Genomic DNA, 20,435 nt, shown 5'->3' with positions numbered 1-20,435 from the left:
CGAGAAACCGACATGCTCGATTCCAAACTGTTACGTAGCAACCTTCAGGACGTAGCGGACCGCCTGGCTTCCCGTGGCTTTGCCCTGGATACCGCGCGCATCGAAGCGCTGGAAGAACAGCGCAAGACCGTCCAGACCCGCACCGAAGCACTGCAGGCTGAGCGTAACGCGCGTTCCAAATCCATCGGTCAGGCCAAGCAGCGCGGCGAAGACATCGCGCCGCTGATGGCGGACGTCGAGCGCATGGCGGGCGAGCTGAGTGCCGGTAAAGTCGAGCTGGACGCGATCCAGACCGAGCTGGACTCGATTCTGCTGGGTATCCCCAACCTGCCGCACGAATCGGTACCGGTTGGCAAAGACGAAGACGATAACGTTGAAGTGCGCCGCTGGGGCACGCCGACGCAGTTCGATTTCGAAGTGAAAGACCACGTTGCACTGGGCGAGAAGTTCGGCTGGCTGGACTTTGAAACCGCCGCCAAGCTGTCCGGCGCCCGTTTCGCTCTGCTGCGCGGTCCGATCGCCCGTCTGCACCGCGCTCTGGCGCAGTTCATGATCAACCTGCACGTCAACGAGCACGGCTACGAAGAGGCCTACACGCCTTATCTGGTCCAGGCCCCGGCGCTGCAAGGCACCGGTCAGCTGCCGAAGTTCGAAGAAGACCTGTTCAAGATCGCTCGCGAAGGCGAAGCCGATCTGTACCTGATCCCGACCGCCGAAGTGTCGCTGACCAACATTGTGGCCGGTGAAATCGTCGACTCGAAACTGCTGCCGATCAAGTTCGTCGCCCACACCCCATGCTTCCGCAGCGAGGCCGGTGCGTCGGGCCGTGACACTCGCGGCATGATCCGTCAGCACCAGTTCGACAAGGTTGAAATGGTCCAGATCGTCGAGCCGTCGACTTCGATGGAAGCGCTGGAAGGCCTGACCGCCAACGCCGAAAAAGTCCTGCAACTGCTGGGTCTGCCTTACCGCACCCTGGCGCTGTGCACCGGCGACATGGGCTTCAGTGCCGTGAAAACCTACGACCTCGAAGTGTGGATTCCGAGCCAGGACAAGTACCGCGAAATTTCGTCGTGCTCCAACTGCGGCGACTTCCAGGCCCGCCGCATGCAGGCGCGTTTCCGCAACCCGGAAACCGGCAAGCCTGAGCTGGTACACACTCTCAACGGTTCGGGTCTGGCGGTCGGTCGTACGCTGGTGGCGGTGCTGGAAAACTACCAGCAGGCCGACGGTTCGATCCGCGTGCCGGACGTACTGAAGCCGTACATGGGTGGCCTCGAGGTCATCGGCTAAATGAAATATCTGCCGCTGTTTCACAACCTGCGCGGCAGTCGTGTGTTGGTGGTCGGTGGGGGGGAAATTGCCTTGCGCAAATCCCGCCTGTTGGCCGATGCCGGTGCGCTGCTGCGGGTGGTCGCACCTGAAATCGAAGCGCAACTGCGCGAACTGGTCAGCGCCAGCGGTGGCGAGTGTCTGCTGCGTGGTTACGTGGAAGCGGATCTGGACGGTTGCGGGCTGATCATTGCCGCCACCGACGATGAAACGCTGAATGCGCAGATCTCCAGCGATGCCCATCGGCGTTGCGTGCCGGTCAACGTGGTCGACGCGCCGCAGCTATGCAGCGTGATCTTCCCGGCGATCGTCGATCGCTCGCCGCTGATCATCGCGGTGTCCAGCGGTGGCGATGCGCCGGTGCTGGCCCGCTTGATTCGCGCCAAGATCGAAACCTGGATTCCTTCGACCTACGGCCAACTGGCTGGTCTTGCCGCACGTTTCCGCAATCAGGTGAAAAACCTGTTTCCGGATGTGCAGCAACGTCGCGGTTTCTGGGAAGACGTGTTTCAGGGCCCGATTGCCGACCGACAACTGGCCGGGCAGGGTAATGAAGCCGAGCGGCTGTTGCAGGCCAAGATTGATGGCGAAGCGACCGTCACCACCGGCGAGGTGTATCTGGTGGGTGCAGGGCCGGGTGATCCGGATCTGCTGACCTTCCGCGCCTTGCGCCTGATGCAGCAAGCCGACGTGGTGCTGTACGACCGCTTGGTCGCTCCGGCGATTCTTGAGCTGTGCCGTCGCGATGCCGAGCGCGTCTATGTCGGCAAGCGTCGCTCTGATCATGCGGTGCCACAGGATCAGATCAACCAGCAACTGGTGGATCTGGCCAAGGCCGGCAAACGCGTGGTGCGCTTGAAGGGCGGCGACCCGTTCATCTTCGGTCGCGGCGGTGAAGAGATCGAAGAGCTGGCAGCCCACGGGATTCCGTTCCAGGTGGTGCCGGGGATCACGGCGGCCAGCGGTTGCGCGGCGTATGCCGGGATTCCGCTGACCCATCGCGATTACGCGCAGTCGGTGCGCTTCGTCACCGGCCACCTGAAGGACGGCTCCACCGATCTGCCGTGGGCCGACCTCGTCGCCCCGGCGCAGACGCTGGTGTTCTACATGGGCCTGGTGGGCTTGCCGGTGATCTGCGAGCAGTTGATCAAGCACGGCCGCAGCGCGGATACCCCGGCGGCGTTGATCCAGCAGGGCACCACAGTCAATCAGCGAGTCTTCACCGGCACGCTGGCCGACCTGCCGCGTCTGGTGGCGGAGCATGAAGTGCATGCGCCGACGCTGGTGATCGTGGGGGAAGTGGTGCAGCTGCGCGAGAAGCTGGCGTGGTTCGAAGGGGCTCAGGCGCAGGTCTGAAAACCGAGTTGCCCTCATTCGCGAGCAAGCCCGCTCCCACATTGGATCTGTGTCATGCACAAATCCAATGTGGGAGCGGGCTTGCTCGCGAAGAGGCCCTCAAAAACACCGAATCAATTAACCCCGCCGCCAAACTCCTTTCCCGCTCAGCCGCTCCCGATCATGAGCGATGGTGAAATCCTGCTTCGGCCCCTTCGGCACAATCCCCGTCGGATTGATGGTCTTGTGGCTACCGTAGTAGTGGTTTTTGATGTGCTGAAAATCCACCGTCTCGCCAATCCCCGGCCACTGATACAGCTCTCGCAGCCAGTTCGACAGGTTCGGGTAATCGGCAATCCGCCGCAGATTGCACTTGAAGTGCCCGTGGTACACCGCATCGAAGCGAATCAGCGTGGTGAACAGTCGCACATCGGCCTCGGTCAGGTATTCCCCCGTCAGATAGCGATTGGCGCCCAGCACCCGTTCCAAGTGATCCAGCTCGGCAAACACCTCATCGAACGCCTCTTCATAAGCCTGTTGCGAGGTGGCAAAGCCGGCGCGATACACACCGTTGTTCACCCCCGGATAAATCCGTTCGTTCAGTGCATCAATCTCGCCGCGTAACGGTGCCGGGTAGAAGTCCAGTTCGTTACCGGTCAGGCCATCGAACGCGCTGTTGAACATGCGGATGATTTCCGCCGACTCATTGCTGACAATGCGCTTGAGCTTTTTGTCCCACAGCACCGGCACAGTGACACGGCCGGTGTAGTCCGGGGTGTCGGCGGTGTAGCGCTGATGCATGAAGTCGAAGTGGTCGAGCTTGTCGCCGGTCGAGCCAAGGGTCTGGTCGAAGGTCCAGCCGTTTTCCAGCATCAGCCAGCTGACCACGGACACGTCGATCAGGCTTTCCAGACCTTTGAGCTTGCGCAGGATCAGCGTGCGGTGTGCCCACGGGCAGGCGAGGGAAACGTAAAGGTGATAGCGCCCGGCTTCGGCGGCGAAACCGCCTTCACCGCTCGACCCTGCCTGGCCGTCAGTGGTGACCCAGTGACGGCGCTGCGCCTGTTCGCGCTGGAACGCGCCGTCCTTGCTGCTTTCGTACCACTTGTCCTGCCAGTGGCCGTCGACGAGTAAACCCATGATCAAGACTCCTGAATCCAATAAGCGTTGGAGCCGAGTCTATTCCGATGAGTTCGAACAAAAAGCGCAAAGATCGGGCGTCGATGATCGGTTAAATCGATTTGTTACGCGCCGCCCAGTATTGCTCGGCGGTTTCGAACGCCTGCTCGCGACTTTGACCGAGACCGCGCAGGGCCAAGGCCATGGTCGAAATCAGGGCCATTTGCGGATAGCTGTCGACCACCTCGCCGCGCCACACAGCCTTGAGATGTTCGACGTCCAGCGAGGCCGGTTTGACGTGGCGCTGGCTCGACAGCTGCGGCCATTCCTCGTCCCAGCTCTCGCCGCCCCTGGTGCCGTAAAGATGGCTGTCGGCATCCGGGTTGATCTCGATTTCGCCGCCATCGCCCTTGACCACGATCGCCGTGTCGCCGAGCAGACCGCTGGCCTCGCGATGCACCGCTTGATAGCCCGGGTGGAAAATACTTTGCAGGCCACAACGGGCGCGCAGTGGATTGAGGATGCGTGCCAGCGAGTGAATCGGCGAGCGCAGGCCCATGGTGTTGCGCAGGTCGATCATCTTCTGCATCTGTGGCGCCCAGTCGATCAGCGGCATGAACGCCAGACCGCCGTGGTCCAGCGCGCTGCCGACTTGCTGCCAGGTGCGGCACAGCGGGATGTTCAGCTCGCCAAGCAGTTGTTCGGTGTACAGACGTCCGGCGGTGTGCGCGCCGCCGCCGTGCATGAAAATCCGCACGCCGTTTTGCGCCAGGCACTTGGCCGACAGCAGGTACCACGGCAGATGGCGTTTCTTGCCGGCATAGGTCGGCCAGTCCAGATCGACATTCAGCGTTGGCGCTGACAGGCGCTCGCGCAAGGCTTCGGTGAAACCGGCCATTTCCTCCGCGCTTTCTTCCTTGTGCCGAAGCAGCATCAGAAAGGCGCCGAGCTGGGTGTCTTCGACTTTGTCGTCGAGCACCATGCCCATGGCTTCCCGGGCTTCTTCACGGGTCAGGTCGCGGGCGCCACGTTTGCCCTTGCCGAGGATCCGTACGAATGGTGCGAACGGGTGTTCGGCGGGCGTTTCGAGGGTCAGCGCTGGAAAGTCGGTCATAAGCAATTCGTCGGTTTGGGCAGGCCCGCCAGTTTCGCGGCGAGTTTGGCAGGGGTGCCTTTGAACAGTCGGTTCAGGTGCAGGCTGTTGCCTTTGTCCGGGCCGAGTTTGAGTGCGGTGTACTTGATCAGCGGGCGGGTGGCTGGCGACAACTGGAATTCCGCGTAGAAACTGCGTAGCAGTTCGAGGACTTCCCAGTGTTCGGGGGTCAGGTCGATGTCTTCAGTAGCGGCGAGGGCGCTGGCAACGTCATGAGACCAGTCGTCGAGGTCGACCAGAAAGCCGTCCTTGTCCAGTTCGATGGCGCGGGCGCCGACAGTCATCGAGTTCATAGCCAGCTGTTGACCTTGTCGTGGTGGATCGACAGTTCGACGAAGGCCGGGTAATCGATGGCTTCGGCCCAGTCGGGAGCAACGATGGCGCGGGCCTGCAGGTCTTCGGCGAGGGCGAATAGCTTGACCCGGCGCTCGTTCAGCGTGGCGAATGGCGCAGTGCCCGGTTGCAGGGCGTAGACCGCGTCGCCGGATAACACTAAGGCGTCGGCAGCGCCGATCACGCGCAGGCAACTGCTCAGGCGATCATCGCCGAACGGGGAATGAGACAACACATGCAAAGTCGACATCAGAGGGTGATCACCTGGTCGTAACGGTCAATAAGGGCGGTGATTTCGCTGGCGCCGAGCGGCTGCGCTTCGTCCAGCGACAGCGTGCTCAGGCCACGGGCGCTGGCGCTGTCGGTGCAGTAGAACAGTTCTTCAACGCCGAACATCGGCAGCGCCTGCAGATTGGCGCTGAGGTCTTTCTGTTGCAGGGCCTTGGCGTTCTGCCCGGCGGCCAGTTGCAACACGCCATCGTCGAGAAACAGCAGGCCGATCGGCAGATCGAACGCGCCGCCGGCCAGAACGATGTCCAGCGCTTCGCGGGCGCCGGGGCCGGACCATGGCGACTGGCGGCTGATGATCAACAGGGATTTGGCCATTTCACGCGCCTCCGAAACAGATCAGTCGATCGGCGTCCTGCACCGCGTCGTGCAACTGGCCGAGGCCGGACAACTCCCACGGCGCGCTGACCGCGACTGCATCACGCTGGTAGCGTTTGGCTTCTTCGTCATTCAGCACGCCACGGCGCAGGGCGGCGGCGATGCACACCACGCCGTCCAGTTGCTGCTCGCTGATGAACGCGCGCCACTGTTTGGGCAGGTCCAGTTCGTCCTGCGGGGTGACCACCGCGTCGGAGGCGTTGTACACGCCGTCCTGATAAAAAAACAGCCGGACAATCTCATGCCCGCCGGCCAGCGCAGCCTGCGCAAACAGCAGGGCACGGCGCGAGGAGGGCGCATGGGCGGCGGAAAACAGCGCAATGGCGAACTTCATGACGGACTCGATCAGCAAAACTGCGGCCATGATAAAGCTTTATGAAGGCAGCCGCGAAACCAAGTGAAGCACATGCCCTCTGTGGGAGCGGGCTTGCTCGCGAAGGCGTTGGGTCATTCGACACATCTTTGACTGATGCACCGCTTTCGCGAGCAAGCCCGCTCCCACAGGATCGTATTTCAGCGCGGCATATAGCCCAGTTGCCAACGCCGCGGAATGCTCAGGGACAGCACGCCCAGCACCGCCGCCAGCAAGCCGCTGGCGAACAATGCCCGAAGTCCGAAATGATGTTCCAGCACTGCGCCGAGTATCGCGCCGATGAACATCCCGCTCCACGGCACCAGTTGCACCCGCCAGCCGTTACGGCGTTCGCCGAGCATCCAGCGCCCCAGTCCACGGCCGAACCGCGACAGCGCTCCGGTCACGTACGTCAGGCCCACTGGCAGGCCGTTCACTTCCTCGACCGCCGCGTTGAGCATGCCCATCGCGATGATCGCCGCCAGCAGCGCCGGCAGTTGCGTGTCGTACGGCCATGCCGCCGCCAGGCAAAGCAGGGTGGCGATGCATAGCAACAAGGGCAGCGTGCGCCGGCCACCGAGGCGCCCGATCACGATCCCCAAGGCATTACCGATCACGAAGGTGACGACGAGGATGATCAGGCGCAAGGTCAGTCCGAGGTCGCCGTCACTGATCGCCACCGCCAGCCGCGTGGTGTTGCCGCTCATGAACGAAACGAAATCGCCGCTGGCCATGAAGCCGATTGCATCGGTCATGCCGGCGAGTACCGACAGGCTGGCCACCAGTGCCAGACCGATGCGGCCACGCCATTTCTGCCGGTGCAGATGCCCGGAAGTGGCGCGGTGAGTCGAAGTGGAGGGCAGCATCGGCGACGATATCCTTCAGCGGCGTTTACGGTTCCAGCCCATACAGATCGCAGTAATCCTTCCAGCTCATGTGGGCCATTTCCGCTACCTCGCGATGCACCTCCATGCGCTGGGCCTGATACTCCTCGGGCGTTGCCGCTGTGAGCAGCAAAGTCAATTCCCAGGCAAACAGCCCCTGTTCTTCAGCTTCGGCCTCGAAGGCTTCGTGCAGACGTTCTTCACGATATTGCGCAGCGGTTTCACCCTTGGCCTGGGCCAGCAGCGGATTGAGATGATCGAGGGATTCGCGCAGTTCGGGGCGCGCGTCGAGAAACAGTTTCAGGGCTTGTTCATGTCGCTGGTCGGTGGGCGCCATGTGTGTTCCTTGTGAGGCTGATGACCCTAGGGTGCCGGAGCGGCCGTCGCATGTCGCGCTATAAATGCAGTAAAGCAGAACGATTTTGCCTGTTGCGGTGATACAGTCCGCTTTTTTCTGAATGAGCGAATGCAATGCGAATTCTGATGGTAGCGCTGGCCGCGACGGTGTTGGCTGGCTGCGCGGGTTCGGTGATGGACGATTCTCGCACCAAAGCCCCGTACAAGGTTCTGACTTCGGACAAGCCGGAGAAAGTTGTCGCTCAGTGCGTACAGTTCGGCTGGCAGGACGAAGCAGTGTTTGGCGTGGACGCCGGAGCGTATCTGCAACCGGGCAAGAAGGGTGGCTCGACGGTGTACACCCGTTCCGCAGAGTCATTTGTCGACGTGACCAGCGATGCGTCGGGAACCGTGCTCAACTACTACGCGCAGAAGGACGATTTTGTTGCCAAACGCCGGTTGGCGGCGTTGGCGACCTGTCTTTGATATTGCGCTGAAGCGGCTGCCGTTATCGCCAGCAGGCTGGCTCCCACACTGGATTTGTGTTTGCCACCGCTCCTGTAGGAGTGAGCCTGCTCGCGATGAGGCCAATGAATTCAACCGATCAAGCGCTTCTGGAAATAATGCCGGCTATGCCCCGGCGGGTAATCAACGATCTCGCCAAACTGGCTGAATCCCAGCTTCTGGTAGAACGCCGGCGCCTGAAAATCGAAGGTGTCCAGCCAGATGCCCAGGCAGTTCTTCTCCTTGGCCAGATTTTCCGCCATGGCCATCAGTTCCGAGCCGATGCGTTGCCCGCGACCCTGTTCCGGGACGCACAGCAACTCGATGTACATCCACTGGAAGATCACCCGGCCGTACAAACCGCCGAGAATCGCGTCGTGTTCATCGCGCACCAGCAGGGCGAAAGGTTCAGATGTGGAACCACCGGTCCGGGCGTCGTTATACGCAATCAAAGGCTCGAGAATGGCTTTGCGCTGTTCTTCCGTAGGGTTCTGCGACAGCTCGATTCGCAACGTCATGTGCAACTTCCTTGTGAGATGAACCGGCAGCCTATCCTGCCCGGGGAGCGTCTTCCAAGTCCTTCCTCATCCCTTTGGAACCGCCGCTGTCGCGCCGGGGTCTAGCTTTTACAGCGTCATTCCGAACGCGGTTGATGAGGATCCCCCATGAATATTTTCGAAGCCCTTCGCGAAAGCCACGACCGCCAGCGCAGTTACGCCAAAGCCCTGGTCGAAACCAGCGGTGATACTCCGGAGCGGGTTGAGGCCTACAAACAGCTCAAGGCTGAACTTCAGGCCCATGAAACCGCCGAAGAGCGGCACTTCTACATCCCGCTGATGGAGTTCGACAACGGTGTCGACCTCAGTCGCCATGCCATCTCCGAGCACCATGAAATGGACGAGATGATGGAAGAGCTGGACGAGACCGAGATGTCCAGCCCGGCGTGGCTGGCAACGGCGAAGAAGCTCTCCGACAAAGTCCATCATCATCTCAAGGAAGAAGAGCAGAAGTTCTTCCAGATGGCCGGCAAATTGCTCGATGACAAGCAAAAGGAACAGCTCGCTGGCCAGTACGAAAAGGAGTACCAGGCGCAACTGCCATGAGTACTGAATGCCAGTTTTTGCAGTGTCGGCGTGTAGGCCTTTGGCCATGCGTTGGGTGGGTCTTGTCGTAATTGACTGTATATTCATCCAGTGTTTTCGGCGTTTTTGACTTGAGACGCCGATTGACTGCGACAAAACCGCCGATGGACAAAAAAACCACCTCCGTTAGCTTGAAGGCCTCTCCTCGGACAGGAGAGTTCTTAAATCAACGGAGTGAAAAACATGAATCAACCACAAGCTCAAACCCAACTGCGACACGGTCGCGTCACCTCCCCAGCCAGCCGCGGTGCGGTAGCCATCGAGCAAGGATTGCTCGGTGCCTGGCAGGTCAACGAAATGGAAGGCGGCAAGAACTTCCCGGCGCTGACGGCAGGACCTTTTCCTGCTCCCTATGGCAGCGACAGTGACAGTGTCACGCCGCCCGCCGACGGTTACATCCTCAGCGGTGGCAAGACCGATGCCCGTGACTGCGTGAACTTCACCGACGAGGAAATGAGCAAAAAGCTCAATCGTCCGTTCAGCTGGCCACTGCTCAGTGTCACCCCGGGCCAGACACTGGAAGTGAAGTGGGAATACACCGCGCCACACACCACCCGTGGTTATCGCTGGCTGATCACCAAGGATGGCTGGGATCCGAAACAGCGTATTTCCCGTGCACAACTCGAAGCGCAGCCTTTCGCCGAAGACTTCTACACTCAAGTGCCGTATTACAGCTATCCGGGGGAATTGAAGGCCAAGGTCAATCATTCGGTGAAATTGCCGGCCACCAAAAAGGGCCGTCACGTCATCGTGCTGATGTGGATCGTCGCCAACACCGGCAACGCGTTCTATCAGGCGTTCGACGTCGACTTCAAATAACGGCGTTACGCTCAACTCACAGGTTCTGAAGGATTAGAACATGTCAAATATCGACTTCACGCTAGTGCAAAACCAGGCGGCCGACGCGGCCTCGCTGATGCCGAGCATCGCCGGCAAAAAAATACTCATGGGCTTCTGGCACAACTGGCCGGCGGGTCCAAGTGACGGCTATCGTCAGGGCCGCTTCGCCGAAATAGCTCTGGAAGCGGTGCCCAAGGAGTACAACGTGGTCGCGGTGGCGTTCATGAAGGGCAGCGGGATTCCAACCTTCAAGCCGTACAACGTCTCCGATGCCGAGTTCCGGCGTCAGGTCGGCGTGCTCAACAGCCAGGGGCGGGCGGTGCTCTTGTCCCTGGGTGGCGCCGATGCGCACATCGAGTTGCGGGCCGGACAGGAACAACCACTGGCCAATGAGATTATCCGTCTGGTGGAAACCTACGGCTTCGATGGGCTGGACATCGATCTTGAACAGAGCGCGATTGATTTCGCCGCCAACAAGACCGTGCTGCCGGCCGCGCTGAAACTGGTCAAGGATCACTACGCAGGCCAGGGCAAGCACTTCATCATCAGCATGGCCCCGGAGTTTCCGTACCTGACCACCAATGGCAAATACGTCGGTTACCTGCAGGCACTTGAAGGCTATTACGACTTCATCGCGCCGCAGTTCTACAACCAGGGCGGCGACGGGGTCTGGGTGCCGGAAGCCAATAATGGCAATGGTGCATGGATCGCGCAGAACAACGATGCGCTGAAAGAGGACTTCCTCTATTACCTGACCGAAAGTCTGGTGACCGGCACCCGGGGCTTCACCAAAATCCCGGCGGACAAATTCGTCATCGGCCTGCCGGCCAACGTCGATGCGGCTGCCACCGGTTACGTGATCGACAGCACCGCCGTCGGCAATGCGCTCAAACGTCTGGCGATCAAAGGGCTGCCGATCAAGGGCCTGATGACCTGGTCGGTAAACTGGGACAACGGCGTCAGCAAGGATCGCGTGCCGTATGGCTGGGAATTCAGTCGGCGTTATGGACCGCTGATTCACGGAGCGAAAACAGCGGCACAGGAAACGGATGACACGTTGTCGCGCGTCGCCCGTTAGCAGCAATTAAAGAGCCCGGTAGCGCTGCCGGGCTTTTTTGCGTGGGCCAGGCAAACAATGCTCGGGTGTGAGTCATAGCGGAGCGGGTTGCTTATCCGATTGGGACGCGCTCGATACATTGAGTGAATGACTGGACGAGATCCAGCAAGCAGGCAGCCGCCTGATTGATCTGCGTATCGGTAAGCGCCGCGTAGCCAATCAGCACACCGGGTTTGACCGCGTGACTGCTGGTGAATGCGGATACCGGTTGCAGGCAAAGATTGAAGAGGGCAGCCCGTGCGCAGAATTCTCTTTCATCAATGTCTGTGGGTAACCAGAGCACAAAATGTAATCCGGATTGCTCGCCGGAAATCTGCAGATCAGGGTTTTCTCGCAGCTTTGAGATCAGCAAATCGCGTCGATGTTGATACGTCTGTCGCGAGATGCGCAAATGCCGTACATATTTTCCGGTGCAGAGAAACTGGTTGAGTGCGAGCTGACCCAGTATGCCTGGCGTCTGGCCGGTGTCTTCGATGAGGTTGATGACTTTCTTCTGTAAATGTTTGGGAATGACCATGAAGCCCAGACGAAAGTTGCTGAACAGGGTTTTATTGAAGCTGCCGCAGAAAATCACCCGGTCGTTTGTATCTATTGATTTGATGGCGGGCAGGGGAGCACTGCCATAGTTGTATTCGCTGTCGTAGTCGTCCTCGATGATGATCGCATTGGCTGCGGTCGCCGAGGCCAGCAGAGCCTTGCGGCGTGCCATGCTCATGCAGACACCCAAAGGAGCCTGGTGAGAGGGCGTGACATAAATGGCCTGAACCGGACTGGCGGGTGACAACGCTTCAACGATCAGACCTGCATCGTCCACTGGAATATCGATGATTGTGTTGCCGGAACAATTGAATATCCGCCGGGCCCAGTAATAGCCGGGATCTTCCATGGCAACGACGGCCTCTTTTCCCAATACCCGGCTGATGAGGTCGAGACAGTGCCTGATGCCGTGGGTAATCACGATGTCCTGAGGTGAGCAGTCAATTCCCCGGTAGATCTGGATATGGTCGCAAATGGACTTGCGCAAGTTCTCGTCACCGCCGAGTGACGAGGCCGATACTGCGGTGGCGAGGTCTTTGGCGGAAGGTGTGCATAACGACTTTACATCTTTTTCTTCGAGCAATCCCGGATCGGCCAGTCTGGCAATAAACGGTACATACGGCTGTAAATAAGTAATGGGAGCAGGTGAATCGGATGACCGGTGAGTATCAAGTTCGACTTGCAGTTCCTTAGTTCTGGCGGCGGCGATCAGATTATCCGGCAATGTTGCGCAGACTACCGAGCCGGCACCTCGCTTGCGAATGATGAAACCTTCTTCGCGCAATTGATCGAAAACAGTTTCCAGGGTCCCTCGGGAAACTCCCCATCTTTGCGCAAGCGTACGCGTGGAGGGCAGCGCTTCGCCGGATTGGAGCCGGCCGGAACTGATCAGGTGTTCAAGGAAACGGCACAAAAGCTGATGTTTGGTGGACAGCGAATGTTCGGTCAATTCGAACGGCAAGACTAGGTCGAGGCCAACTGGCCGCTTACCTCTGGTCATAGTGGTACACACCAAAATCCATTTAATGGATCTTCATCTTAGCGCGGCATACAAATACGCTCAACGCCGCTCAAGCTAACGCGTTGAGGGGTGGCGCGCGAGTCATTGGGGTCAAGAGAAACTGGATTGGTATAGGGATATCGTCGGCAATGACTGCTTTTGAAAAACTGTCAACACTCAATAAGACTAATCATCGCGAGCCGCAACTAAAGATTGCGATAGTCGGAGGGGGTGCAACAGCGATTAGTGTAATTGATGCGTTGCAGCGCGACGTTAAGCTGAAAAATATGGATGTTGCAATTACCCTCTATGAGCCTGACAAGAAAATCGGTCCAGGTCGCGCTTATCAAAACGATGGTGATTATGGATTGATTAATCGCCAAGCCCGCTTCATGTCCGTGAAAAGTGACGATCCCCGGCACTTTGTAGGATGGGTCACTCATAAATATGGAAGTGCACTGGCGCAACTTGATTTCTTGCCCCGTCACTATTTTGGTGAGTACCTGTCCGATTGTTTTGCCGAGCAAGTGGCGCTGGCGCGCGACCTCAAGCGGCCGATTCGGGTGATCGGGCAAAAGGTCACCAGCCTGACAATGCACGATGACAAAGCGGTCGTCGGTGTCGAAAACGGGCCGCAACAAGTGTTCGACCGGGTGATTCTGTGCATCGGTACCGCTGAACCGGCGGATATCTTCTCGTTGGCCTGCTCCCAAAACTACATCGGCAATCCGTATCCGATGTGGACCAAGTTTTCCGCGATTGGCGGCGACGATCAGGTGGCGATCATTGGTTCCAGCCTCTCCGCTGTCGATGCAGTCCTGGCCCTGAATGCCCAGGGACACCGCGGCAAGATCGTCATGCTGTCGCGCAATGCACTGCTGCCAGCGGTGCGCATGCCGCATCACGACTTCACTTACAAGGTCATCACCCGCGAACGCATCGAAGAGCTGCGCGATGAAGCGGGGATGATCTCCTGGTCGAAATGGCTTGGCCTGATCACCTTCGAACTGACAGCCCAAGGCGTGGATCTGGAGAAGCTCAAGGCTGAACTGGCGCCTGGTCAACTGCCGTTCGAGCGGCTGGAGCGCCATCTTCAGGCGTCGGCCCGCGGCGAAAAGTGGCTGTCCATCCTGATTGATATTGCCAACGACTACGTCGAGCTGGCCTGGGACAGCCTGAGTGCGGGCGATCGCAGTTATTACATGGCCAACTATCACTCGATTTTCATGAGCCTGTGCAACCCGATGCCTCCGGCAACGGCCAACAAGTTGCGCAACATGCTCGAATCCGGGCACCTCGTGATTCGTCCTGGCCTGAAGGGCGTGGAACTGAGTCCCGGAGGCGGTTTCGTCCTGAATTACCAGGCAGGCGCCTGTCATGCCGACTGGGTCATCAACGCCACGCGATCTGAAACCGGTGGTGTCGGGCAGACCGGTACCGAGCTGGTGTCTTCGATGGTCAACAATGGCGTCGCTCAGCACCATCCGTTTGGTGGACTGCACGTGTCATTCGGCTCGCACAAGGTCATCGACCGCAGTGGCAAGGCCAGCGACGCTATTTATGCCTTGGGCCAACTGGCTGCCGGTAACCATTACTACACCAGTTCACTGGCCATGATCACACGTCAGATCGATCGGGTTCTGCCGCATTTGCTGACGACTGATCAATACCTCAAGGAGCTTTCTGCGTGAAATCCAGCCGCCCCGGAATCCTGTTACCTGCAGCGTTGTTGTCGGCTGTAATCGTGCCGCAGCTCGGACTCGGCCTGATGACGCCCACCGTTGCAAAACTGGCGGAGGAGTTTCGAGTCCCCCATGAGGCGATTCAGGAAACGTTTGTTGTTTACATGATCGGGTATGCGTTGTCCGTGGTATTGGCGGGGATTCTTGCCGATCGTATCGGAGCCCGTCGCGTACAGATTTCGGGGTTGCTGATTTGTGCTGCCGGGTGCCTGCTTGCAGCGTTCTCGGACTCCTTTTACCTGTTTGCGGTTGCGCGTTTCATGCAGGCCCTCGGAGGGTGTGTAGGGACCGTAACCACCAGGCTGATCGTGAAATCCGATTATCCGGAAAGCAAGCGCCTGCGAATTCTCACCACCCTTGCCTCGGCGATAGCGCTCACGCCGTGTATCGCACCGTTGCTCGGCGGCATGCTGTTACCTTCGCTGGGATGGCGCTGGATGATGGGCGGCGTGGGGATGTTCAATCTCGCGGCATTGGTGCTTTTCTGGCAGGTCGACACCTCTCCGGGGGCATCGGATTCGACGGGGCGCAGCATCATTGCCGTTTATGCCGCCAACTTCAGAAATGCGGATTATCTGGCTTATGCCGCCGGCATCAGTCTGGTGTGGATGAGTTACTTCGTGTTCCTGTCCTGTTCGACTTATGCGTTGCAGACGGAACTGGGCATGTCCAGCCTGGGTTACGGTGCGGTGATCTCCCTGTGCGCCGTCGGTTATGTGATTGGCAGTACGTTGGCGCGAGCATTGAGCGCCAGGTGGGCGTTGAACGAGATCCTGCTGCTTGGAAGCAGGGTAGGCATGGCCGGGTGCATGTTGCTGGGCATTCTGCTGTCGGTGTTTGGCAGTGTGCTGCCGGCGCTGCTGATTCCGATGGTGTTCATTCTGTTGTCGGTCGGGATGGTGATTCCCGCGACTCAGGCCGGGCTATTGAAGAGTGTCAGTCGCGATATCGGTATTTCCTCCGGGCAGTTTTTCTTTTTCCAGATGGCGGCGGGGGCCGGTTACGGTTTGCTGGTCAGTTCCTTTTCCGAACTGGGCGTTCGTGGCCTGGCACTGTTTATCGCCATTCCGATGGTCGTGTTGTTCGTTTTCCTGAATATGTCGCGGGCACTGTCGAAGTCCCCGGATGAGCAGTTGAAGGCAGTCTCTCGGACCTGAGTTTGCTGTTGCTGCGGCCCTGATAAAAAAACAAGGATGTGTAGTCGTGCAGTATCTGAAATCGCTGAAGTTGAACAGTGTGTGTTATGACATTCGTGGCCCGGCACTGGAGCAGGCCAGAAAGATGGAGGAGGACGGCCAGCGCATTCTCAAGTTGAATATCGGCAATCCCGCGCCCTTCGGTTTCGAGGCGCCCGACGAGATACTCCAGGATGTGATCCGTAATTTGCCGACGGCGCAAGGTTACAGTGACTCCAAAGGCTTGTTCAGCGCCCGCAAAGCTGTCATGCAGTACTGTCAGCAGAAGCATATCGAGGGCGTCGGCGTCGACGATATCTACCTGGGCAATGGTGTCTCCGAGCTCATTGTGATGTCACTGCAGGCGCTGCTGAACAACCGCGATGAAGTGCTGGTGCCTGCTCCGGATTATCCGTTGTGGACCGCCGCGGTGAGTCTTGCCGGGGGCAATGCGGTGCACTACAGGTGCGACGAGCAGCAGGACTGGTGGCCGGACCTCGATGACATACGGGCCAAAATCACCCTCAACACCCGAGCGCTCGTGATCATCAACCCCAACAATCCCACCGGTGCGGTGTATCCGCGAGACGTGCTGCTGGGAATGCTGGAGATCGCGCGCCAGCACAATCTGGTGGTGTTCTCCGACGAGATCTACGACAAGATTCTCTACGACGAAGCTGTGCACATCAGCACCGCCTCGCTGGCGCCGGACCTGCTGTGCCTGACCTTCAACGGGTTGTCCAAGTCGTACCGGGTGGCCGGGTTTCGTTCCGGCTGGCTGGTGATTTCCGGGCCGAAGCAGCATGCCGCCGGCTACGTCGAAGGCATCGACATGCTGGCGAACATGCGCCTGTGCGCCAACGTTCCGGCCCAGCATGCGATCCAGACCGCGCTGGGGGGTTACCAGAGTATCAATGACCTGGTCTTGCCTCAGGGGCGCCTGCTCGAACAGCGCAACCGGGTGCATGAACTGCTCAACGCTATTCCCGGCGTCAGTTGCGTCAAGCCGATGGGCGCGCTGTACGCATTTCCAAGGATCGATCCGAAAATTTGCCCGATCAAGGATGACGAGAAGTTTGTCCTTGAGCTGTTGATGTCGGAAAAGCTGCTGGTGGTCCAGGGAACCGCGTTCAACTGGCCCGCGCCCGACCATTTCCGCGTGGTCACGTTGCCGGCACTGCCGGACATCGAAGACGCCATGGCGCGGATTCATCGATTCATCAGCAGCAGGTCAGTCAACAACCTGAGCGTTCGTCGAGTGGCGAATAACGCCCGGGACCTGTGGCCGGTCTTCTGATTCCAGACGCAGATCAAGTAAGCAAGTTGTCATGCCGGACGTAAGTTCGTGGCAGGTGTGACAGCGCAAAGTGCCAGACGGCTGGATGCCACACTCGGCCATCTCTCTAAGTTGTGCAGCATAAAGGAATGAGTATGCGGAACTTTGATGCGCAGGTTTCATATCGGGTCATGCTTTCTCAGGATGAGGTTAATCATCATGGGGCCGATTGGGAGAAAGAGGCCTTGAATGAACTGGAAGAGCGACTTGGAACAGGGTCCGACTTTCCCTGCATCTTTTCCAAGAATGCATTCAAGAAGTCTTCGATCAAGTTTGTATTTGTCGACACTTTGGATGCTCAAGGGCTGGCGAAACTGGCTGAAGGGTTAAAAGAGTATGTAACGCTTTCCAGAACATGGAGTGGTTCAATCGAAGACGCTTATCCGCTCATCGTGTTCTTTTCAACCGATGCGATATCGGCGAGTACCGCGCAGGAGTATCAGGCCGCCGGGTGGGGCGTGCTGCAGAGCCTGCACTGGCTGGATGAAAGCCCGTGGCCGGACAGCGTCGATGTCGACCCGGAGTCACCGTTCTGGTCGATGTGCTTCGCGGGAATGCAACTGTTTGTGAATATGAGTTCTCCCGCACACAAACTTCGCAAGAGCAGAAACCTCGGGTCGAGATTTGCGTTGGTCATTAATCCGCGTGAACGCTTCGATGTGTTTGCCGGCGATACCGTGGGCGGACGTAATGTTCGCGCCAATATTCGCAAACGCATCCTTAAATATGATTCGGTGCCCCACGCCTTGCAATTGGGCGGCTTCGGCTCTGACGCCAAAGAGTGGTGGCAATACGGTTTGATTGAAGAAAATGCAGAGCGCACCGATGTTTGCCCGTTCAAACATTCCAGCCATGAAAATAAAGAGGAAGCCTGATGTTCAAGTTGATTGTATCCAACGGCAGAGTGGCAGACCGCACGGCATTTACCCGTATCGGCGCGTTGAAGGCCGCGTCGGCACTTGAAGCAAAGTACGGTGTAGCGCCGCTGTATATCGGTGACGGCAGATGCGAGCCGGCGGCCGATGACTGGACAGTCAGTCTGCCGGCAGGACGTGAGCAGATCGATTCGCTGCATCGCGCCGTGGCCTGTGCGGTAGAGGAGCAGCAACTCACAGTGGTCATCAACGGCACCTGCCCGGCCAGCCTGGGCAGCGTACCTGCGGTTGCCAGGCATTACCCGGACCTTTGTCTGGTGTGGGTCGATGCCCATGGTGACTTCAATATTCCGACGACCACTGACACGGGCTACCTGGGCGGGATGGTGGTGTCTGCCTTATGTGGCCTCTGGGACAGCGGCTGTGGCGCCGGTGTGCGTGCGGAGAACGTTATTCTGGTCGGCGCGCGTGACATCGACGGGCAAGAGCAGCGTCTGCTGAGCGCCAATAATGTGCGCACGCTTTCTCCGCAGCAGGCAACCGCCGAAGCGGTGCGTAGCGCGATCGGCCAATCGAAGGTCTGGGTGCACATCGATTGGGACTCTCTTGAGCCTGGCTACGTGCCCGCCGACTACGCAGTGCCTGACGGTCTGCTGCCGCAACAGCTCGCGGCGATCCTGGGAGCGATTCCGCTGGAGCAGATCGTCGGCCTGGAAATCGCCGAGTTCAACGCCTCCTGCGATGCGGCGACGGCACAGCGTGCGACCCAGTGCATCATCGATATCGTTGACCCGCTCCTGTCCAAAGCGTGTCTTGAGGCGAGTGTGTGCCATGCATAAGCCGCCTGCTGCTGCCCGGCTGCGTTTCAGCAAGATGCACGGTGCGGGCAATGACATGATTATTCTCGATCTGCGTGATGCGCAGGATCCGTCGCGCGAATTGTGCAAGTACCTGGCTAACCGCCATAAAGGTATCGGCGCCGATATGGTTCTGGGCGTCAAGGCTGCGCGCAATCCATCGTCCGTGGCCTCGTTCGATATCTGGACGGCGCAGGGCGAGTCCTCCCGGCAATGCGGCAACGGCGCGCGGTGTGTCGCCGCATGGCTGGTTCGGGCAGGCCTGACGGAGGCGTCCGAGTTCACCCTCGACAGTCCCTCCGGTACCCACCGGGTCCGGGTCATGGAGGACGGCAACTATCAGATCAGCATGGGCGCACCGAATTTCTCGCCCGCCGCCATCCCGGTGTTCGGCTTCGACCAGGCGCAGTCGGCTTATCAACTCGAACTCGCCGGGCAACACCTGGCGTGTGCGGCGGTATCGATGGGCAACCCGCATGCAGTGATCGAAGCCGAGCGTGATCAGTATGAGATTCCAGCTGTCGGCAGTGCCCTGCAAAACTCCGGGTATTTCTCTCCTGACGTCAACGTCGGGTTTGTACAGCTGCAATCGCGCAACAGGATAAAACTCAAGGTCTACGAATTCGGCGCAGGCGAGACGCTGGCCTGCGGCAGCGGTGCCTGCGCGGCGGTCGCGGTGCTGGCGCGGGCCGGGCGGGTCGACCGCTCGGTCGATGTCGAACTGCCCGGCGGAACCCTTGAAGTGACATGGGAGAGTGACTTGTCCGCGATGTACCTCTCCGGCCCTGCTGAATTCGTATTTGATGGAGAACTCGCTCATGCCGTTGTATGAAAGCATTCTGGACACGATCGGCCGTACGCCAATCGTCAAGCTGCAAAGGCTCGCCCCGGAACACGTCAGCATTTATGTGAAGGTCGAGTCGTTCAACCCAGGTGGTTCGGTCAAGGACCGGCTGGCGCTGGCGGTGGTACTCGACGCCGAAGCCAGAGGCCTGTTGAAGCCTGGCGATACGATCGCCGAATGCACCTCCGGCAACGTCGGCATTGCGTTGGCGATGGTTGCCGCGGCGCGCGGCTATAACTTTGTGGCGATCATGTCCGACAGTTACTCGATCGAACGGCGCAAGCTGATTCGTGCCTATGGCGGCAAGGTTCTGCTGTTTCCTGCTCACCTGGGCAGCAGCGGCGGCAACCAGATTGCCGATGAACTGGCGCAGAAGTTTGGCTGGTTCAGATCGCGACAATTCGATAACCCGGCCAACCCTTCCTATCACCGCGAAACCACCGCCACCGAAATCCTCGGTGATTTTGCCGGTAAACGCCTGGACTACTTTGTCACCGGTTTCGGCACCAGCGGCACACTGACCGGCGTTGGCCAGATGCTGCGAGTCGCGCGACCTGCGGTGCAGATCGTTGCCGCAGAACCGGAAAATGCTGCGTTGCTGTCGGGCGGCACCTGGGGCGTGCACCAGATTCAGGGACTCGCGCCCAACTTCACGCCGACCATCATGGACAAGAGCGTCATCGACAAAGTCCTGACCGTGAACGAGTACGAGGCGCGCGACACTTCGCAGCGCTTGGCCAGGGAAGAGGGGATCTTCGTCGGCATTTCTTCGGGCGCCTCGGTCGCCGCAGCGTTGAAGGTTGCCGAGACCGCAGCGGCCGGTTCGGTGCTGCTGGCCATGTTGCCGGATACCGGTGAACGTTATCTCTCGACGTTCCTGATGGATGGCATCGCCGAAGGTTCCGACGATGACTGGTTGCAGTCGCTCGAGCCGTAACAGGCAACCGGTTACTTGG

General features: G+C 59.2%; 21 protein-coding genes and 2 pseudogenes. 13 read left to right on the top strand and 10 right to left on the bottom strand.

Translation table 11 applies throughout. The features are described from left to right. Positions 1-12: 12 nt before the first annotated feature. Both serS and cysG read left to right on the top strand, forming a co-directional pair. A complete protein-coding gene (gene serS / locus KCG87_RS12460; RefSeq protein ID WP_003223852.1) occupies positions 13-1,293 on the top strand; it encodes a serine--tRNA ligase in 1,281 nt (426 codons plus the stop codon). Further along, positions 1,294-2,688: a siroheme synthase CysG gene (gene cysG, locus KCG87_RS12455; protein WP_210557678.1), complete on the top strand. Its 1,395-nt coding sequence runs from the start codon at positions 1,294-1,296 to the stop codon at positions 2,686-2,688. A gap of 117 nt (positions 2,689-2,805) precedes the next feature. On the opposite strand, the gene KCG87_RS12450 is transcribed toward cysG, so the two are convergent. The 8 genes from KCG87_RS12450 to KCG87_RS12415 form a co-directional block, all read right to left on the bottom strand. Continuing rightward, positions 2,806-3,807, bottom strand: coding sequence for a glutathione S-transferase family protein (locus KCG87_RS12450; protein ID WP_210557680.1), 1,002 nt, complete (start codon positions 3,805-3,807; stop codon positions 2,806-2,808). A 91-nt stretch (positions 3,808-3,898) separates the two neighbouring features. Then, complete coding sequence (locus tag KCG87_RS12445) at positions 3,899-4,900, bottom strand: glycosyl transferase family protein (RefSeq protein ID WP_210557681.1); 1,002 nt, start codon at positions 4,898-4,900, stop codon at positions 3,899-3,901. Then, positions 4,897-5,232, bottom strand: coding sequence for a TusE/DsrC/DsvC family sulfur relay protein (locus KCG87_RS12440; RefSeq protein ID WP_210557683.1), 336 nt, complete (start codon positions 5,230-5,232; stop codon positions 4,897-4,899). Before KCG87_RS12440 ends, KCG87_RS12445 begins: the two co-directional genes overlap by 4 nt. Further along, positions 5,229-5,522 carry a sulfurtransferase complex subunit TusB gene (gene tusB / locus KCG87_RS12435; RefSeq protein WP_134786013.1) on the bottom strand — a complete coding sequence of 98 codons (294 nt, stop codon included), beginning with the start codon at positions 5,520-5,522 and terminating at the stop codon, positions 5,229-5,231. The genes KCG87_RS12440 and tusB overlap by 4 nt, the downstream gene beginning before the upstream one ends. Then, a complete protein-coding gene (gene tusC / locus KCG87_RS12430) occupies positions 5,522-5,878 on the bottom strand; it encodes a sulfurtransferase complex subunit TusC (protein WP_047295096.1) in 357 nt (118 codons plus the stop codon). Before tusC ends, tusB begins: the two co-directional genes overlap by 1 nt. A gap of 1 nt (position 5,879) precedes the next feature. Further along, complete coding sequence (tusD, locus tag KCG87_RS12425) at positions 5,880-6,272, bottom strand: sulfurtransferase complex subunit TusD (RefSeq protein WP_027614682.1); 393 nt, start codon at positions 6,270-6,272, stop codon at positions 5,880-5,882. 179 nt (positions 6,273-6,451) lie between these two features. Beyond that, complete coding sequence (locus KCG87_RS12420; RefSeq protein WP_027614683.1) at positions 6,452-7,156, bottom strand: YoaK family protein; 705 nt, start codon at positions 7,154-7,156, stop codon at positions 6,452-6,454. 25 nt (positions 7,157-7,181) lie between these two features. After that, positions 7,182-7,511, bottom strand: a complete 330-nt coding sequence (locus KCG87_RS12415; RefSeq protein WP_210557685.1) for a DUF6388 family protein — start codon at positions 7,509-7,511, stop codon at positions 7,182-7,184. Between the two features lie 134 nt (positions 7,512-7,645). On the opposite strand from KCG87_RS12415, the gene KCG87_RS12410 reads away from it, so the two are divergent. After that, positions 7,646-7,996 carry a hypothetical protein gene (locus KCG87_RS12410; protein ID WP_047601654.1) on the top strand — a complete coding sequence of 117 codons (351 nt, stop codon included), beginning with the start codon at positions 7,646-7,648 and terminating at the stop codon, positions 7,994-7,996. A 110-nt stretch (positions 7,997-8,106) separates the two neighbouring features. Here KCG87_RS12410 and KCG87_RS12405 read toward each other — a convergent pair whose 3' ends face one another. Continuing rightward, positions 8,107-8,532: a GNAT family N-acetyltransferase gene (locus KCG87_RS12405; protein ID WP_135295449.1), complete on the bottom strand. Its 426-nt coding sequence runs from the start codon at positions 8,530-8,532 to the stop codon at positions 8,107-8,109. A gap of 147 nt (positions 8,533-8,679) precedes the next feature. Here KCG87_RS12405 and KCG87_RS12400 point away from each other — a divergent pair, with 147 nt between their 5' ends. The 3 genes and pseudogenes from KCG87_RS12400 to KCG87_RS12390 all read left to right on the top strand — a co-directional run. Then, positions 8,680-9,117: a hemerythrin domain-containing protein gene (locus KCG87_RS12400; protein ID WP_027614687.1), complete on the top strand. Its 438-nt coding sequence runs from the start codon at positions 8,680-8,682 to the stop codon at positions 9,115-9,117. Positions 9,118-9,339: 222 nt separating this feature from the next. Continuing rightward, positions 9,340-9,975: a lytic polysaccharide monooxygenase auxiliary activity family 9 protein gene (locus tag KCG87_RS12395; RefSeq protein ID WP_027614688.1), complete on the top strand. Its 636-nt coding sequence runs from the start codon at positions 9,340-9,342 to the stop codon at positions 9,973-9,975. A 40-nt stretch (positions 9,976-10,015) separates the two neighbouring features. After that, positions 10,016-11,017, top strand: a pseudogene (locus tag KCG87_RS12390) (chitinase); the annotation flags it as partial. Positions 11,018-11,165: 148 nt separating this feature from the next. Here the strand turns inward: KCG87_RS12390 and KCG87_RS12385 are convergent. Next, positions 11,166-12,611 carry a PLP-dependent aminotransferase family protein gene (locus KCG87_RS12385; protein ID WP_167734116.1) on the bottom strand — a complete coding sequence of 482 codons (1,446 nt, stop codon included), beginning with the start codon at positions 12,609-12,611 and terminating at the stop codon, positions 11,166-11,168. 188 nt (positions 12,612-12,799) lie between these two features. Here KCG87_RS12385 and KCG87_RS12380 point away from each other — a divergent pair, with 188 nt between their 5' ends. The 7 genes and pseudogenes from KCG87_RS12380 (at position 12,800) to cysK (ending at position 20,416) form a co-directional block, all read left to right on the top strand. After that, on the top strand, positions 12,800-14,341 hold the full coding sequence (locus KCG87_RS12380) for an FAD/NAD(P)-binding protein (RefSeq protein ID WP_081730309.1): 1,542 nt from the start codon (positions 12,800-12,802) through the stop codon (positions 14,339-14,341). Then, positions 14,338-15,549 carry an MFS transporter gene (locus KCG87_RS12375; RefSeq protein WP_027614691.1) on the top strand — a complete coding sequence of 404 codons (1,212 nt, stop codon included), beginning with the start codon at positions 14,338-14,340 and terminating at the stop codon, positions 15,547-15,549. Before KCG87_RS12380 ends, KCG87_RS12375 begins: the two co-directional genes overlap by 4 nt. 46 nt (positions 15,550-15,595) lie before the next feature. Continuing rightward, positions 15,596-16,789, top strand: a pseudogene (locus KCG87_RS12370) (pyridoxal phosphate-dependent aminotransferase); the annotation flags it as partial. Positions 16,790-16,998: 209 nt separating this feature from the next. Beyond that, complete coding sequence (locus KCG87_RS12365) at positions 16,999-17,778, top strand: YqcI/YcgG family protein (RefSeq protein WP_210557689.1); 780 nt, start codon at positions 16,999-17,001, stop codon at positions 17,776-17,778. Next, on the top strand, positions 17,778-18,617 hold the full coding sequence (locus tag KCG87_RS12360) for an arginase family protein (protein ID WP_210557691.1): 840 nt from the start codon (positions 17,778-17,780) through the stop codon (positions 18,615-18,617). Before KCG87_RS12365 ends, KCG87_RS12360 begins: the two co-directional genes overlap by 1 nt. Beyond that, the gene (gene dapF / locus KCG87_RS12355) at positions 18,610-19,467 is read left to right on the top strand and encodes a diaminopimelate epimerase (protein WP_225138532.1); all 858 of its coding nucleotides are present in this window, start codon (positions 18,610-18,612) and stop codon (positions 19,465-19,467) included. Before KCG87_RS12360 ends, dapF begins: the two co-directional genes overlap by 8 nt. Further along, entirely contained in the window at positions 19,454-20,416 is a 963-nt protein-coding gene (gene cysK / locus KCG87_RS12350) for a cysteine synthase A (protein ID WP_210557693.1), read from the top strand. The genes dapF and cysK overlap by 14 nt, the downstream gene beginning before the upstream one ends. Positions 20,417-20,435 lie beyond the last annotated feature (19 nt).

The sequence above is a fragment of the Pseudomonas sp. MWU347 genome, from assembly GCF_017947305.1.
Classification (GTDB): Bacteria; Pseudomonadota; Gammaproteobacteria; order Pseudomonadales; family Pseudomonadaceae; genus Aquipseudomonas; species Aquipseudomonas putida_A.
This window is presented reverse-complemented; position numbering and strand designations above follow the sequence as displayed.